Origin of the sequence: Candidatus Pantoea soli (genome assembly GCF_007833795.1) — a bacterium.
In the GTDB taxonomy this organism is placed as follows: Bacteria; Pseudomonadota; Gammaproteobacteria; order Enterobacterales; family Enterobacteriaceae; genus Pantoea; species Pantoea soli.
In genome coordinates, this window is record NZ_CP032702.1 from 685,343 (window position 1) to 698,942 (window position 13,600).

At 58.2% G+C, this 13,600-nt stretch carries 11 protein-coding genes; 3 read left to right on the forward strand and 8 right to left on the reverse strand.

Features of this window, described 5'->3' with window-relative positions; translation table 11 throughout:
• The first annotated feature begins 104 nt into the window (after positions 1–104).
• Entirely contained in the window at positions 105–1,247 is a 1,143-nt protein-coding gene (locus D8B20_RS03115) for a porin (RefSeq protein WP_145887019.1), read from the forward strand.
• Positions 1,248–1,530: 283 nt separating this feature from the next.
• Entirely contained in the window at positions 1,531–2,016 is a 486-nt protein-coding gene (gene folA, locus D8B20_RS03120) for a type 3 dihydrofolate reductase (RefSeq protein ID WP_145887020.1), read from the forward strand.
• Between the two features lie 53 nt (positions 2,017–2,069).
• On the opposite strand, the gene apaH is transcribed toward folA, so the two are convergent.
• The 6 genes from apaH to lptD are packed head-to-tail and all read right to left on the reverse strand — an operon-like array spanning position 2,070 to position 8,891.
• Positions 2,070–2,936, reverse strand: coding sequence for a bis(5'-nucleosyl)-tetraphosphatase (symmetrical) ApaH (apaH, locus tag D8B20_RS03125; RefSeq protein ID WP_145887022.1), 867 nt, complete (start codon positions 2,934–2,936; stop codon positions 2,070–2,072).
• Between the two features lie 51 nt (positions 2,937–2,987).
• On the reverse strand, positions 2,988–3,365 hold the full coding sequence (gene apaG / locus D8B20_RS03130; protein WP_145887024.1) for a Co2+/Mg2+ efflux facilitator ApaG/CorD: 378 nt from the start codon (positions 3,363–3,365) through the stop codon (positions 2,988–2,990).
• A 4-nt stretch (positions 3,366–3,369) separates the two neighbouring features.
• On the reverse strand, positions 3,370–4,194 hold the full coding sequence (gene rsmA, locus D8B20_RS03135; RefSeq protein ID WP_145887026.1) for a 16S rRNA (adenine(1518)-N(6)/adenine(1519)-N(6))-dimethyltransferase RsmA: 825 nt from the start codon (positions 4,192–4,194) through the stop codon (positions 3,370–3,372).
• Positions 4,187–5,179 carry a 4-hydroxythreonine-4-phosphate dehydrogenase PdxA gene (pdxA, locus tag D8B20_RS03140; RefSeq protein ID WP_145887028.1) on the reverse strand — a complete coding sequence of 331 codons (993 nt, stop codon included), beginning with the start codon at positions 5,177–5,179 and terminating at the stop codon, positions 4,187–4,189. The genes rsmA and pdxA overlap by 8 nt, the downstream gene beginning before the upstream one ends.
• A complete protein-coding gene (surA, locus tag D8B20_RS03145) occupies positions 5,169–6,464 on the reverse strand; it encodes a peptidylprolyl isomerase SurA (protein WP_145887030.1) in 1,296 nt (431 codons plus the stop codon). Before surA ends, pdxA begins: the two co-directional genes overlap by 11 nt.
• Before the next feature lie 54 nt (positions 6,465–6,518).
• Positions 6,519–8,891 (reverse strand): LPS assembly protein LptD, encoded by a 2,373-nt coding sequence (lptD, locus tag D8B20_RS03150; protein WP_261388060.1) that lies wholly within the window; start codon positions 8,889–8,891, stop codon positions 6,519–6,521.
• 182 nt (positions 8,892–9,073) lie between these two features.
• Here lptD and djlA point away from each other — a divergent pair, with 182 nt between their 5' ends.
• The gene (gene djlA, locus D8B20_RS03155) at positions 9,074–9,889 is read left to right on the forward strand and encodes a co-chaperone DjlA (RefSeq protein WP_145887034.1); all 816 of its coding nucleotides are present in this window, start codon (positions 9,074–9,076) and stop codon (positions 9,887–9,889) included.
• Positions 9,890–9,939: 50 nt separating this feature from the next.
• Here djlA and rluA read toward each other — a convergent pair whose 3' ends face one another.
• The gene (gene rluA, locus D8B20_RS03160; RefSeq protein WP_145887036.1) at positions 9,940–10,599 is read right to left on the reverse strand and encodes a bifunctional tRNA pseudouridine(32) synthase/23S rRNA pseudouridine(746) synthase RluA; all 660 of its coding nucleotides are present in this window, start codon (positions 10,597–10,599) and stop codon (positions 9,940–9,942) included.
• A 19-nt stretch (positions 10,600–10,618) separates the two neighbouring features.
• A complete protein-coding gene (gene rapA / locus D8B20_RS03165; protein WP_145887038.1) occupies positions 10,619–13,525 on the reverse strand; it encodes an RNA polymerase-associated protein RapA in 2,907 nt (968 codons plus the stop codon).
• Positions 13,526–13,600: the final 75 nt, after the last annotated feature.

A 13,600-nucleotide genomic window follows, 5' to 3' on the forward strand; every position in this document is an offset into this window, starting at 1 on the left:
ACATTTAAGAATAATCGCACAAAATTATAAATAGTCTCCCGGCCGGCCCAACGTACTATGCCGCGTGCTCAACATAGGGCTTTCACCTTAACCGGGAATAAATAATGAAAATGCGTGCTTTCACTCTCAGCGCAGTTGCGGCCCTGCTGGCCGCGGCGCCACTGGCCAGCCAGGCCGAAATTACCCTGCTGAAGCAGGATCCGCAGGCGGGCGCGCCGCTCAGCCGTCTTGATTTCAAAGTGGGCGGCAGCATTCGTCCGCAGTTCATGCATCAGAATGGCGTTAACGACAAATCCTACAAGCGTAACGGCTACGATGGCGGTTCGCGCTTCCGTTTCACCGCGAATTACTCTCTGTTTGATGACGTCAGCTGGGTCGGTTATTACGAGCTGGGCGTTAACTTCCCGGCGTGGTGGGACTGGGATCACCACTACAAGCGTGACGCCAATAACACCAGCCGCCGCCAGCTCTATACCGGCTTCAAAAGTGCCACGCTGGGCGAGCTCTACTTTGGTCAGCAGAATAGCGTGTACTACGATGTGGTCGGCGCGAAAACCGACATCTGGGATTACGACATGCTGGCCCAGGCACCGGGCAATGGCATTAACGGTGACTATGACGGCTCCTACCGTTCACGCAAGATGCTGAAGTATAAAAACACCTTCGGTGCCGCAGATGTCTATGCCGCCTACCTGTTTGCTGATAATGAATACCTGCCGGGTAACGGCCTGCGCTACAAGCGTAATGGCGGTGGCTCGCTGGGTGTGAATTACCACATCAGCAAAGATCTCGCCTGGGGCACCGCGTGGAACTATACCCGGGCGGATATGCGCAATCCGGGCAATGGCGACAGCAAGCGCTACGACCAGAATATCTACGGCACCGCATTAAGCTGGACGCCGGATAACTGGACGCTGTCAGCAGGTGCCGGCTGGTATCAGAACTACTCTCCAACGAAGCAGAACAGCGTCAGCAACTACTTTGCGGACGACGCATGGGGCGTTGAATACTTCGCCGGTTACAAATTCCCGATTGGCCAGTATGCGGTGAAATCCGTCCAGCCTTACGTGATGGGCGATCGTCTGGAGTTCGTCAACGGACGTAACTACAAGCGTATCGACAACGGTGTCGGGGTGAGCGCGCAGCTGGATTACGGCTTCCGCGTCGATTACGAATATGTCATCACCTCCAGCACCGACAAATCGCTGGGCAACGTCAATCTGGTGCGCCTGCGCTACGATTTCTGACGTTAAGATTAACGGCTCCTGCGGGGGCCGTTTTCTTTGGTGGCCGGCGGCTTTTCTTTACAGAGGATGACGCAGCCCCGCATCATTACCCTGAGTTGTGTGGTTTCACCTGGCCCCGGTGGCGGCTCTTTCCGTTAACGGGCGGAAAGACGGAGTAAAACTCTGCCCTGGCTACAAAATGCGGTGGCATGCGGGCTTTACGCAAATAGCAGGGTCGCCCTATCGACGAAAGTTTCGCCTTTACGTATCATTGCGCCAATTTTTTCCCTGTGGGTCTTTTAACATGATTAGTTTGATCGCGGCACTGGCTGCGGATCGCATTATTGGTATGGAAAACGCCATGCCGTGGAACCTGCCAGCGGACCTCGCATGGTTCAAACGCAATACGCTGAATAAGCCGGTCATCATGGGCCGTCTGACTTTTGAATCCATTGGGCGCCCGTTACCGGGACGGCTCAACATTGTGGTAAGCAGCAAACCGGGTACCCAGGCGGGCGTGACCTGGGTGACGTCGCTGGAAGCGGCGATCGAGGCGGCGGGTGAAGCGGAAGAGATCATGGTGATTGGTGGCGGACGCATCTATGCGCAGATGCTGGCGCGCGCCGACCGGCTTTATCTGACACACATTGATGCCGAAGTGGAAGGGGATACGCAGTTCCCGGATTACGAGCCGGACGAGTGGCAGTCAACCTTCAGTGAGTTTCACGATGCGGACGCGCAAAACTCCCACAGCTACTGTTTTGAGATTCTGGACCGCCGTCGCGGATGATGCGACGCGGCTGCTGAAAAAAAGCCCTGCCAGCGTGCAGGGCTTTTTTATTCTCAGGCATCATCCAGCGGGGCAGGCGCCGTGGCCATACTGCCGGTCGTTGCCCGATCGCGATTGGAAGCCTGAGTATAATAGCGCCCGGTTTCCCAGTGCAGCAGCGTCAGCGTGCCGCCCCAGCAGCAGCCGGTATCAAGGCCAATCACATGGGCTGGCGTTCCTTTACCCTCAAGTGAAGCCCAGTGACCAAAAATTTGCGTATAGTCGCTGCTGATTTTGCCCGGAACGTTGAACCATGGCTTCAGCGGCGGCGGGGCAGAGTCCGGCGCGTCTTTACAGATCATATCCAGCTGACCGTTCGGGAAGCAGAAACGCATCCGCGTCAGCGCGTTGGTGCTGAAGCGCAGGCGTGCCAGGCCGCTTAACTCCGGCGTCCAGTTGTTAGGCATATCGCCGTACATGGCATCGAGAAACAGCGGATAGCTGTCGCTGGAGAGCACCGCTTCCACTTCGCGCGCGCACATCCTGGCGGTCTCCAGGTCCCACTGCGGCGTGATACCGGCATGAGCCATCAGCAGCTTTTTCTCCTCATCGGCCTGCAGCAGCGGCTGGCGGCGCAGCCAGTTAATCAGCTCATCAGCATCCTCAGCTTCCAGCAGCGGCGTGAGGCGATCTTTGGGCTTATTGCGGCTGATACCGGCAAACACCGCCAGCAGATGCAGGTCATGGTTACCGAGTACCATGCGTACGCAGTCGCCGAGCGATTTCACATAGCGCAGCACCTCCAGCGAACCGGGGCCGCGCGCCACCAGGTCGCCGGTCAGCCACAGTTCGTCCTGCTGCGGATCAAAATCCACCTGCGCCAGCAGGGCGCGAAGCTCGTCATAACAGCCGTGAATATCGCCAATCAGGTATGTGCTCATTAACATCAGTCCGATAAAACGCGCCGCCCGGACAGGCCGGGCGGAGAGGAATTAGTGAATGTGGGTTTGTACGGCGAGGCGGAACACCGGGATTTCCACGCGGAACGATTCGCCTTCCGCGTCAACCATCACGTAGTGCCCCTGCATGGTGCCCATCGGCGTTTCGAGAATCGCGCCGCTGGTGTACTGGAATTCGCTGCCCGGCGCGATGTGCGGCTGTTCGCCCACCACACCTTCACCCTGGACTTCCGTCTCACGGCCATTGCCGTTGGTGATCAGCCAGTAGCGGCTGAGCAGCTGTACGCTGTTGCGTCCAAGATTCCGGACAGTGATGGTGTAGGCAAACACGTAACGATCCTCTTCAGGAGAGGATTGCGACTCCACGTACTGACTCAGCACGTGGACACAAACGCGGGCCATTTCACTCATGCACTCAGTTCTCCGCAGTCTCTGCCTGATGATTGCCAAGCCAGTTGGCCAGCTGACAATACTGCGCCACGGTGACGTTTTCCGCACGCAGCGAGGCATCAATATTCAGTTCATCCAGCGCACCGGCCGTGAACAGATGGCCCAGGCTGTTGCGCAGTGTTTTACGGCGCTGGCCAAAGGCTTCGGTGGTGATACGGCTCAGCAGGCGGACATCGCTGACCGGATGCGGCGGCTGGCTGAACGGCACCAGACGCACCACCGCGGAATCCACTTTAGGTGGGGGCGTAAAAGCGTGTGGGGGCACTTCCAGCACAGGAATAACCTGACAGTAATACTGTGCCATAACGCTGAGACGGCCGTAGGCTTTGCTGCCCGGACCGGCGACGAGGCGATTCACCACCTCTTTCTGCAGCATGAAGTGCATGTCTTTAATCGAACCAGTATAGCTGAAAAGGTGGAACATCAGCGGCGTGGAAATGTTGTAAGGCAGATTACCAAATACGCGCAGCGGCTGACCCTTCTCCTGCGCCAGCGCCGAGAAATCAAAGGTCATGGCGTCCTGCTGATAAATGGTCAGCTTAGGGCCGAGGAACGGGTGGGTCTGCAAACGCACGGCAAGATCGCGGTCCAGCTCTACCACGGTCAGCGCATCCAGGCGTTCGCCTACCGGCTCGGTTAAGGCACCCAGGCCGGGACCAATCTCCACCAGCGCTTCCCCTTTCTGCGGGTGAATAGCGGAGACAATGCTGTCGATAATGTACTGATCGTTCAGGAAGTTCTGCCCGAAACGTTTACGGGCGTAATGCCCCTGATGGACGCGATTATTCATTACTGCTCTTGATCATAGTGATGGCGAGATTAAGCGCCGTGATAAAGCTGCCCGGTTCGGCTTTGCCCAGTCCCGCCAGTTCCAGCGCGGTACCGTGGTCAACAGATGTCCGGATAAAGGGCAGGCCGAGGGTGATATTCACCGCGCGGCCAAACCCCTGAAATTTTAGCACCGGCAGGCCCTGGTCGTGATACATCGCCAGAACGGCATCGGCATGCTGCAGATATTTAGGCTGAAACAGCGTATCGGCCGGTAGCGGGCCGGTGAGCTGGATACCGCGCTGACGCAGTTCGTCGAGCGCCGGTATGATGGTGTCAATCTCTTCGCGGCCCATGTGGCCGCTCTCGCCCGCGTGCGGATTCAGGCCGCAGACAAAGATGTGCGGATGCGGCAGGCCAAACTTCCGCTGTAAATCCTGGTGCAGAATGGTGATCACTTCATGCAGGCTGTCGCGTGTGATCGCCGCCGACACATCTTTCAGCGGCAGGTGCGTAGTCGCCAGGGCCACCCGCAGCGCTTCGGTCGCCAGCATCATTACCACGCGGTCGCCACCGGCGCGCTCGGCAAAAAACTCAGTGTGGCCGGTGAAGGGCATACCGGCATCGTTGATTACGCCCTTATGCACCGGCCCGGTGATCAGCGCGGCGAACTCTCCGGCCAGGCAGCCATCGCAGGCACGCGCCAGGGTATTCAGTACAGAGTGGCCGTTCGCAACGTTCAGCTCGCCGGGCGTGACCGCCGCGGCCGTATCCACCTGCAGCAGCGTCAGAGTACCCGCCTGCTGCGGCTGTGGCGGGCGCTCAGGCTGATAGTCGTGCAGCGTCAGCGGCAGACCGAGCAGGGCGGCGCGCTGACGCAGCATGTTGCCGTCAGCACAGACCACCAGTTCAACCGGCCAGTTTTGCTGTGCCAGCTGAACGGTGAGATCGGGGCCAATCCCGGCGGGCTCGCCGGGGGTGATCACGACGCGGGCGTTACTGTGCATTGCCATCCAGAATTTTCACATAGGCGCTGGCGCGCTGTTCCTGCATCCAGGTTTGCGCTTCTTCCGCAAACTTGCGGTTGAACAGCAGACGGTAAGCGCGCTCTTTCTGCGCGGCGTCAGTTTTGTCCACCCGGCGGCTGTCCAGCAGTTGAATCAGGTGCCAGCCAAAAGAGGAGTGCACCGGCGCAGAGACCTGGCCTTTCTGCAGCTTCAGCAGCGCATCGCGGAAGGCCGGATCGTAGATGTCCGGAGACGCCCAGCCAAGATCGCCGCCCTGGTTAGCGGAACCCGGATCGTCAGAGAACTGCTTAGCCGCGGCGGCAAAGGTGGTTTTACCGCTTTTGATATCCGCTGCGATCTGCTCAATCTTCTGGCGTGCCTGATCGTCGCTGAGAATCGGCGATGGCTTCAGCAGAATATGGCGGGCATGGACTTCAGTCACCGAAATGTTTTTGCTCTCGCCGCGCAGATCGTTCACTTTCAGGATGTGGAAGCCCACACCGGAACGAATCGGGCCGACGATATCGCCTTTCTTCGCGGTGCTCAGCGCCTGCGAGAACAGCGTTGGCAGCTCTTCGATTTTACCCCAGCCCATATTGCCGCCTTTCAGCGCCTGCGGATCGGCAGAGTAAGTTACCGCGAGTTTGCCAAAGTCGGCACCGCCCTTGAGCTCACCCACCAGCTGACGCGCCAGCGCCTCCTGGTCATCGACCTGCTGCTGCGTCGGGTTCTCCGGCAGCGGCAGCAGAATCTGGCTGATGTTCAGTTCGGTGCCCTGCGTGTTCTGCGAGCCAATCTGGGCGGCCAGCGTGTCCACTTCCTGCGGCAGAATGGTGACGCGACGGCGTACTTCATTGTTACGCACTTCGGAGATCAGCATCTCTTTGCGGATCTGCGTGCGGTAATCGCTGTAGTTCATGCCATCATAGGCCAGACGACTGCGCAGCTGATCAACCGACATGCGGTTTTGCGCGGCGATGTTCTGAATGGCCTGATCCAGCTGCTGATCGCTAACCTGCAGCCCGGCTTTCTCGCCCATCTGCAGAATGATGTTATCCATGACCTGGCGTTCAAGGATCTGATGACGCAACGTTTTGTCATCGGGTAATTGCTGACCGGCCTGCTGCGCCTGGGATTTCACCGTGCGCATCATGTTGTCCACGTCACTCTCCAGCACCACGCCGTTATTGACGACTGCGGCAACTTTATCGACCACCTGTGGGGCTGCGAACGCAGTGTTAGCGGTTATCGCCACACCAAGAATCAGCATTCTCCAGTTCTTCATACTTTATCCATTGTTGTTTCCGCACTGCGGGATAGCCTGTCAAACATCACAACATCAGAAAGCGCGCTGGTAAGGGATGATACCCTGACGCAGCATTTCATTGGTGCCTAAGCCATAGTTGGAGCTCAGACCACGCAGCTCAATGTTGAATGAGATTTGGTTGTCATACTTACTGTCGTTGTTTTCCCAACCGTTGATCTTGCGTTCGTAACCCAGACGAATGGCGTAACAGCAGGAGCTGTACTGCAGACCGACCAGCTGCTCAGCCGGACGGCTGTTGCGCGTGTCATAGTAGTATCCGCCCACCAGTGACCAGGCATCCGCAATCGGCCAGCTGGCCGTTGCGCCAACCTGCGAAATCCCGTTCTTGTAGATCGGGTTGGTCACCAGGCTCGCATTGTTCAGCGCCTGCGCCACGTACTCCGGGCTGCTGTAGCGGTAACTCAGCTGTACCATGCGGTCGGCATCGCGGCGATACTCCACCACGGCGTTACCCTGAGACACGTTATCGAGGCGGGTGTCATATTGCAGGCCGCCACGCACGCCCCAGCGATCGCTGACTTTCCAGTAGGTATCGCCCGCCCAGACCAGGCTGCCGGTATCGTCTTCTTTATTCGTCTGGTTTACACCGGTACGAGACGGGGTAAACGAGTAGATTTGACCCACAGAAACGTTAAAACGTTCAACCAGATCGTTATCATAAATTCGCGTGGTGACGCCGCTGGCCACTTCGTTGGACGAGGCGATGCGATCCAGACCGCTGTAGGTGCGATCGCGGAACAAGCCGGTGTAATCGGTCTGCAGCAGCGTAGAGTCGTACGGATAGATGTTGCTCTGGTTGCGGTACGGAATGTAGAGATACTGTACGCGCGGTTCCAGCGTCTGGGTGTAGCCCTGCGCCCAGTCCATGTTGCGGTCAAACACCAGACGACCATCCACCTTGAACTGCGGCAGCGTACGGTTGACTGACTCTTTCAGCTGGTTAGTCTGCGTGGTGTCGACAGAAGCATTGTATTTATCAACATTGTCCTGCTGATAATGCGTCGCCAGCAGTTTGGCTTCGGTATCCAGACTGGCCCAGCCATTGGACAGCGGCAGATTGAGCGTCGGTTCGATATGCAGACGCGTCGCTTCCGGCATGCGATTGCTGACGTTGGTAAACTTCACGGCCTGCGCATAGATGTGGCCGTCGAAGGGCCCGATGTCATTCTGGTAAAGATTCACATCCAGCTGCGGCATTGCGCGGTAAACGTTCTGGCTGCTGGTATTGCCGAACACCTGGAAATCTTTGCTCGACAGCGTCGCATCCCAGTTGGTATCGGCATAGCCGATGCTGAATTTCTGCGTGGCGTAGCCGTCCGTGGAGCTGTAGTACTTCGAGTCCAGATCGTTAAAGTAATAAGGATCGCTGACTTTGGTGTAGTCGGCGTTGAAGCGCCAGTGCTGGTCATACACGCCGGCATGACGCCAGAAGAATAGCCAGCGATCGTCGTTACTGTCATTCTGCACCAGCGGACGCGCGGCTTTATCTTTGTTGTACTGGTTATCTGAAGGCAGATAATCCAGTTCCATCAGGCCTGCACCAAATTCGGTCAGATAACGGAATTCGTTCTGCAGCTGCAGACCGCGCTTGCTCATGTAGTGCGGCGTAATAGTGGCATCGGCCTGCGGTGCAATGTTCCAGTAATACGGCAGGATGAATTCAAAGCCGTTATTGCTGCCATATTTGGCGTTCGGAATCAGGAAACCGGAGCGGCGGCGGTCGCCGATGGGCAACTGCAGATAGGGGCTGTAAAACACCGGCACGTTGCCGAGTTTAAAGCGCGCATTCCAGATTTCCGCCACTTCTTCCTGACGATCCTGGATCACTTCCGACCCCACCACGCTCCAGCTGTTGGAACCCGGCAGGCAGGAGGTGAAGCTGCCGTTTTCCAGAATGGTGTAGCGGTTGTTGCCACGCAGTTTCATCTGATCGGCGTCGCCGCGACCCTGACGGCCAACCATCTGGTAGTTACCGTTCCAGACGTTAGTGTCTTTGGTATTCAGATTGGACCAGGCTTTCGGACCTTTGAGGATGACCTGATTATCGTCATAGTGCACATTACCCAGCGCGTCCACGGTGCGGACTGGCGTGGTTTGTCCCTCCTGCTGGCGCTGATGCAGCTGCATCTCGTCGGCCACCAGGCGGCTGTTACCCTGTTGCACGTCTACATTGCCGGTGAACACCGCGTCGTTCGGGTAGTTTCCTTTTACGGCGTCTGAATGGATGGTCACGGGCAGGGAGTTGGTGTCGCCGCTCACCAGCGGGCGATTGTAGCTCGGTACGCCCAGCATACACTGCGACATCAGATCGTCGGCCAGCGTGTGCTGACTATAGAGCGCTGCACCAATCATGGTAGCCAGCAGGGTAGGTATACGTTTTTTCATACGCGGTTTCGATAATTCCATGAAAACTGGCATCATGCCGACAATCCGGACAGAGACTAACGTACCGCCCGGCGTTGCGCCAGCGTTAATCCTTTTCTGTCTGCGTTGCCGTTAGGCGCGGAGATAAATGACAGGTATGATAATGCAATTTTCAGCCGCAAGCATGGCGAATTGAGGAGTTTATGCGCTACTGGGGAAAAGTAATTGGTCTGGCTCTCGGCTTGATTTCCGGTGCCGGCTTTTGGGGCATTGTACTGGGTCTGATCATTGGTCATCTGTTTGACAAAGTGCGCAGCGTAAAGGGGCAGGGCTACTTCGCCAACAACCAGGCGCGGCAGACGCTGTTCTTCAGCACCACCTTTCAGGTGATGGGGCACCTCACCAAATCAAAAGGGCGCGTTACCGAAGCCGATATCCAGATCGCCTCCTTATTTATGGAGCGCATGCAGCTGCACGGTGAGGCGCGTACCGCTGCCCAGCGGGCTTTCCGCGAGGGGAAACAGAGCGATTATCCGCTACGCAATAAACTGCGTGAGCTGCGCAGCGCCTGTTTTGGCCGTTTTGATCTGATTCGGATGTTTCTGGAAATTCAGATTCAGGCAGCCTTTGCCGACGGCACCCTGCACCCGAATGAGCGTCAGGTGCTGTATGTGATTGCCGAAGAGCTGGGGATTTCACGCGCGCAGTTTGATCAGTTCCTGCGCATGATGGAAGGCGGCCAGCAGTTTGGCGGCGGCGGTTCATCCTATGGCGGCGGTGCGTATCAGCAGGCGAAGCGCGGGCCCACGCTGGACGATGCCTGCAGCGTGCTGGGCGTGAAAAGCAGTGATGACAGTACCACCATTAAGCGCGCCTACCGCAAGCTGATGAGCGAACACCATCCGGACAAGCTGGTGGCCAAAGGGCTGCCGCCCGAAATGATGGAGATGGCGAAGCAGAAAGCGCAGGAGATTCAGGCCGCCTACGATCTGATTCGTCGGGAAAAGGGCTTTAAGTAAGCACCGGTCAGAGAAGGAGGGTCGTCAGCCGTGACGACCCTTTTTTATGCTCAGAAATCGGCAGGCTGCCGGAAGGTCATACTGTTGCCAAAGGCCGGATGCGTAATGGTCAGCACTTCAGCGTGCAGCTGCAGGCGGGGGGCCATTGCCAGCGCCGCGTCATGGGCGTAAAAGCGATCGCCCAGGATCGGATGGCCCAGCGCCAGCAGGTGCACGCGCAGCTGATGCGAACGGCCGGTAATGGGCCGCAGCAGCACGCGTGCACTGTTATCGGCATCATACGCCAGCACCTGATACTCGGTCTGTGCCGGTTTACCGTGTTCCTGGCTGACCATCTGCTTTGGCCGGTTTGGCCAGTCGCAGACCAGCGGCAGGTCGATCAGGCCTTTTTCCGCTGCCGGATGGCCCCACACGCGCGCCACGTACTGCTTGGCGGGTTCCCGCTCGCGGAACTGGCGCTTGAGCTCGCGCTCAGCCGCCTTGTTCAGCGCCACCACAATCACGCCGCTGGTGGCCATATCCAGCCGGTGCACCGACTCGGCCTGCGGGAAGTCACGCTGGATGCGCGTCATTACGCTGTCCTTGTGCTCCTCCAGCCGGCCTGGCACCGAAAGTAATCCGCTTGGCTTGTTGACCACCATGATGTGCGCATCCTGATACAGAATGTGCAGCCACGGATCGGTCGGCGGCGTGTAGGGTTCCATTAGCATGCGTTCTCTGACTCCGCGATTACTGGTGGGTGACCACGATCAGACGCAGCGCATCCAGACGCCAGCCCGCGTCGCTCAGGGCAGCCAGCACCTGCTCGCGGTTGCTCTCCAGCGCCTCGACTTCGTCGTCACGGATGTTGGGGTTGACCGCTTTCAGCGCTTCCAGACGCGACAGTTCTGCACTCAGCTTCTCGTCGGCTTCGGCCTTCGCCGCTGCGATCAGCGCCTGCGCTTCCGGCACAATCGCGGTTTCCGCCTGGGTCAGAATCGCATGGACATCCTGCTGTACCGCGTTCACCAGTTTGCTGCCGGTGTGGCGATTAACGGCGTTCAGCTGACGGTTGAAGCTTTCAAACTCCACTTTGCCGGCCAGATTATTACCGGCGCGATCCATCAGCAGGCGCACCGGCGTCGGCGGCAGGAAGCGGGTCAGCTGCAGGCTCTTCGGTGCCTGGGCTTCCACCACGTACACCATCTCGACCAGCAGCGTACCGACCGGCAACGCTTTGTTCTTTAGCAGCGACAGGGCGCAGCTGCCGGTGTCGCCGGAGAGAATCAGGTCAAGGCCGTTGCGAATCAGCGGATGCTCCCAGGTAATGAACTGGGTGTCTTCGCGCGACAGCGCCTGGTTGCGGTTAAAGGTCACGGTGCAGCCCTCTTCCGGCAGCCCCGGGAAATCCGGCACCAGCATATGGTCGGACGGCGTCAGCACAATCAGATTATCGCTGCGGTCTTCCTGATTAATGCCAACGATATCAAACAGATTGAGCGCAAAGTTCACCAGCTCGGTGTCATTATCCTGCGCGGCAATGGCATCTGCCAGCGCCTGCGCCGCTTCCCCCCCGTTGGAGTTCAGCTCCAGCAGGCGGTCGCGTCCCTGTTCCAGCTGCGCTTTCAGCGCGTCATGCTGTTTACGGCTTTCGGCGATAAAGGCATCCAGACCCTCCGGATTATCCGGCGCGGCCAGATACTCAATCAGCTGAGCGTACTCTTTATCGTAAATGGTGCGGCCGGTCGGGCAGGTGTGTTCAAACGCATCCAGCCCTTCGTGATACCAGCGCAGCAGCACCGCCTGGGCGGTTTTTTCCAGCCACGGCACCAGAATCTCAATGTCATGCAGCTGGCCGATACGATCGAGACGGCCAATACGCTGCTCCAGCAGATCCGGATTAAACGGCAAATCAAACATCACCAGGCGGCTGGCGAACTGGAAATTGCGGCCTTCGGAGCCGATTTCTGAGCACAGCAGCACCTGCGCGCCCTCTTCCTGAGAGGCAAAGAATGCCGCGGCGCGGTCACGCTCAATAATGGATAATCCTTCGTGGAACACGGCGGCGCGGATACCTTCACGCTCGCGCAGCACCTGCTCCAGCTGCAGCGCGGTCGCCGCTTTGGCGCAGATCACCAGCACTTTCTCTTTGCGGTGGCTGGTGAGGTAACCCATCAGCCACTCGACGCGCGGATCGAAGTTCCACCAGGTGCCGCTGTCGCCTTCAAACTCCTGATAAATCTGCTCCGGATAGAGCATGTCGCGCGCGCGCTCTTCTGCGCTCTTGCGCGCGCCCATGATGCCGGAGACTTTGATCGCCGTCTGATATTGTGCCGGCAGCGGCAGGCGAATCTGGTGCAGTTCGCGTTTCGGGAAGCCCTTCACGCCATTACGCGTGTTGCGGAACAGCACGCGGCTGGTGCCGTGGCGATCCATCAGCATCGAAATCAGCTCTTTGCGCGCTTCGGTTTTCCCGTCGCGATCGCTGTTTGCCACCTGCAGCAGCGGTTCAATATCCTGCTCGCCCACCAGATCGTTAATCAGGTTCATCTCATCCTGACTGATGGCGTGATCGGCCAGCAGCGCGCTGACCGCATCGGCCACCGGGCGGTAGTGCTGCTGTTCAGCCACAAACTGGCTGAAGTCGTGGAAACGGTTCGGATCGAGCAGGCGCAGACGGGCAAAGTGGCTTTCCATACCCAGCTGTTCCGGGGTCGCGGTCAGCAGCAGCACGCCCGGCGTGTTTTCCGCCAGCTGTTCAATCACCTGATATTCGCGGCTGGGGGCGGCTTCGCTCCACGCCAGATGGTGCGCTTCGTCCACCACCAGCAAATCCCAGTCGGCATCGGTCAGCAGCTCCAGACGCTGTTTGTTGCGGCGCACAAAATCCAGTGAACAGATAATCAGCTGCTCGGTGTCAAACGGGTTGTCGCTGTCGTGTTGCGCTTCGGTGTAGCGGTCGTCATCAAACAGGGCAAAACGCAGATTGAAGCGGCGCAGCATCTCCACCAGCCACTGATGCTGCAGCGTTTCCGGCACCACAATCAGCACGCGCTCGGCGCGACCGGCCAGCAGCTGCTGCTGAATGATCATGCCGGCTTCGATGGTTTTTCCCAGGCCGACTTCATCGGCCAGCAGCACGCGCGGTGCGTGACGGCGGCCAACGTCATGTGCGATGTGCAGCTGGTGCGGGATCAGGTTGGTGCGCATACCGCGCAGGCCGCTGACGGGCAGGCGATACTGCTCACTCTGGTATTTACGCGCGCGGAAGCGCAGGGCAAAGCGGTCCATGCGATCCAGCTGACCGGCAAACAGACGGTCCTGCGGCTTGCTGAATACCAGTTTGCTATCAAGCATCACTTCACGCAGGACAACGTTGTTTTCTTCGGTATCAAGACGCGTGCCGATATAAGTCACTAAATCATTTTCGTTGCGGACTTCATCGACCTGCATCTGCCAGCCTTCATGGCTGGTCACGGTATCACCCGGATTAAAAATCACGCGGGTGACAGGAGAATCATGCCGGGCATAGAGGCGGTTTTCGCCGGTGGCAGGAAACATCAAAGTGACCATGCGCGTGTCCAGCGCCACGACCGTACCCAGTCCCAGCTCACTTTCCGTATCGCTAATCCAGCGTTGACCCAGTGTAAATACCATATATTTTTTGCTCGATTCTCAAAATGACAAAAAGAAGTTCGCCTGCTCTCAGGCAATACCCAACCGCCAAACGGG

Coding starts and splice junctions, on each gene's coding strand:
- D8B20_RS03115 (WP_145887019.1), top strand. CDS start 105: ATGAAAATGCGTGCTTTCACTCTCAGCGCAGTTGCGGCCCTGCTGGCC.
- pdxA (WP_145887028.1), bottom strand. CDS start 5,179: ATGCACAGTAACGCCCGCGTCGTGATCACCCCCGGCGAGCCCGCCGGG.
- rapA (WP_145887038.1), bottom strand. CDS start 13,525: ATGGTATTTACACTGGGTCAACGCTGGATTAGCGATACGGAAAGTGAG.
- folA (WP_145887020.1), top strand. CDS start 1,531: ATGATTAGTTTGATCGCGGCACTGGCTGCGGATCGCATTATTGGTATG.
- rsmA (WP_145887026.1), bottom strand. CDS start 4,194: ATGAATAATCGCGTCCATCAGGGGCATTACGCCCGTAAACGTTTCGGG.
- apaH (WP_145887022.1), bottom strand. CDS start 2,936: ATGAGCACATACCTGATTGGCGATATTCACGGCTGTTATGACGAGCTT.
- surA (WP_145887030.1), bottom strand. CDS start 6,464: ATGAAGAACTGGAGAATGCTGATTCTTGGTGTGGCGATAACCGCTAAC.
- lptD (WP_261388060.1), bottom strand. CDS start 8,891: ATGAAAAAACGTATACCTACCCTGCTGGCTACCATGATTGGTGCAGCG.
- apaG (WP_145887024.1), bottom strand. CDS start 3,365: ATGAGTGAAATGGCCCGCGTTTGTGTCCACGTGCTGAGTCAGTACGTG.
- djlA (WP_145887034.1), top strand. CDS start 9,074: ATGCGCTACTGGGGAAAAGTAATTGGTCTGGCTCTCGGCTTGATTTCC.
- rluA (WP_145887036.1), bottom strand. CDS start 10,599: ATGCTAATGGAACCCTACACGCCGCCGACCGATCCGTGGCTGCACATT.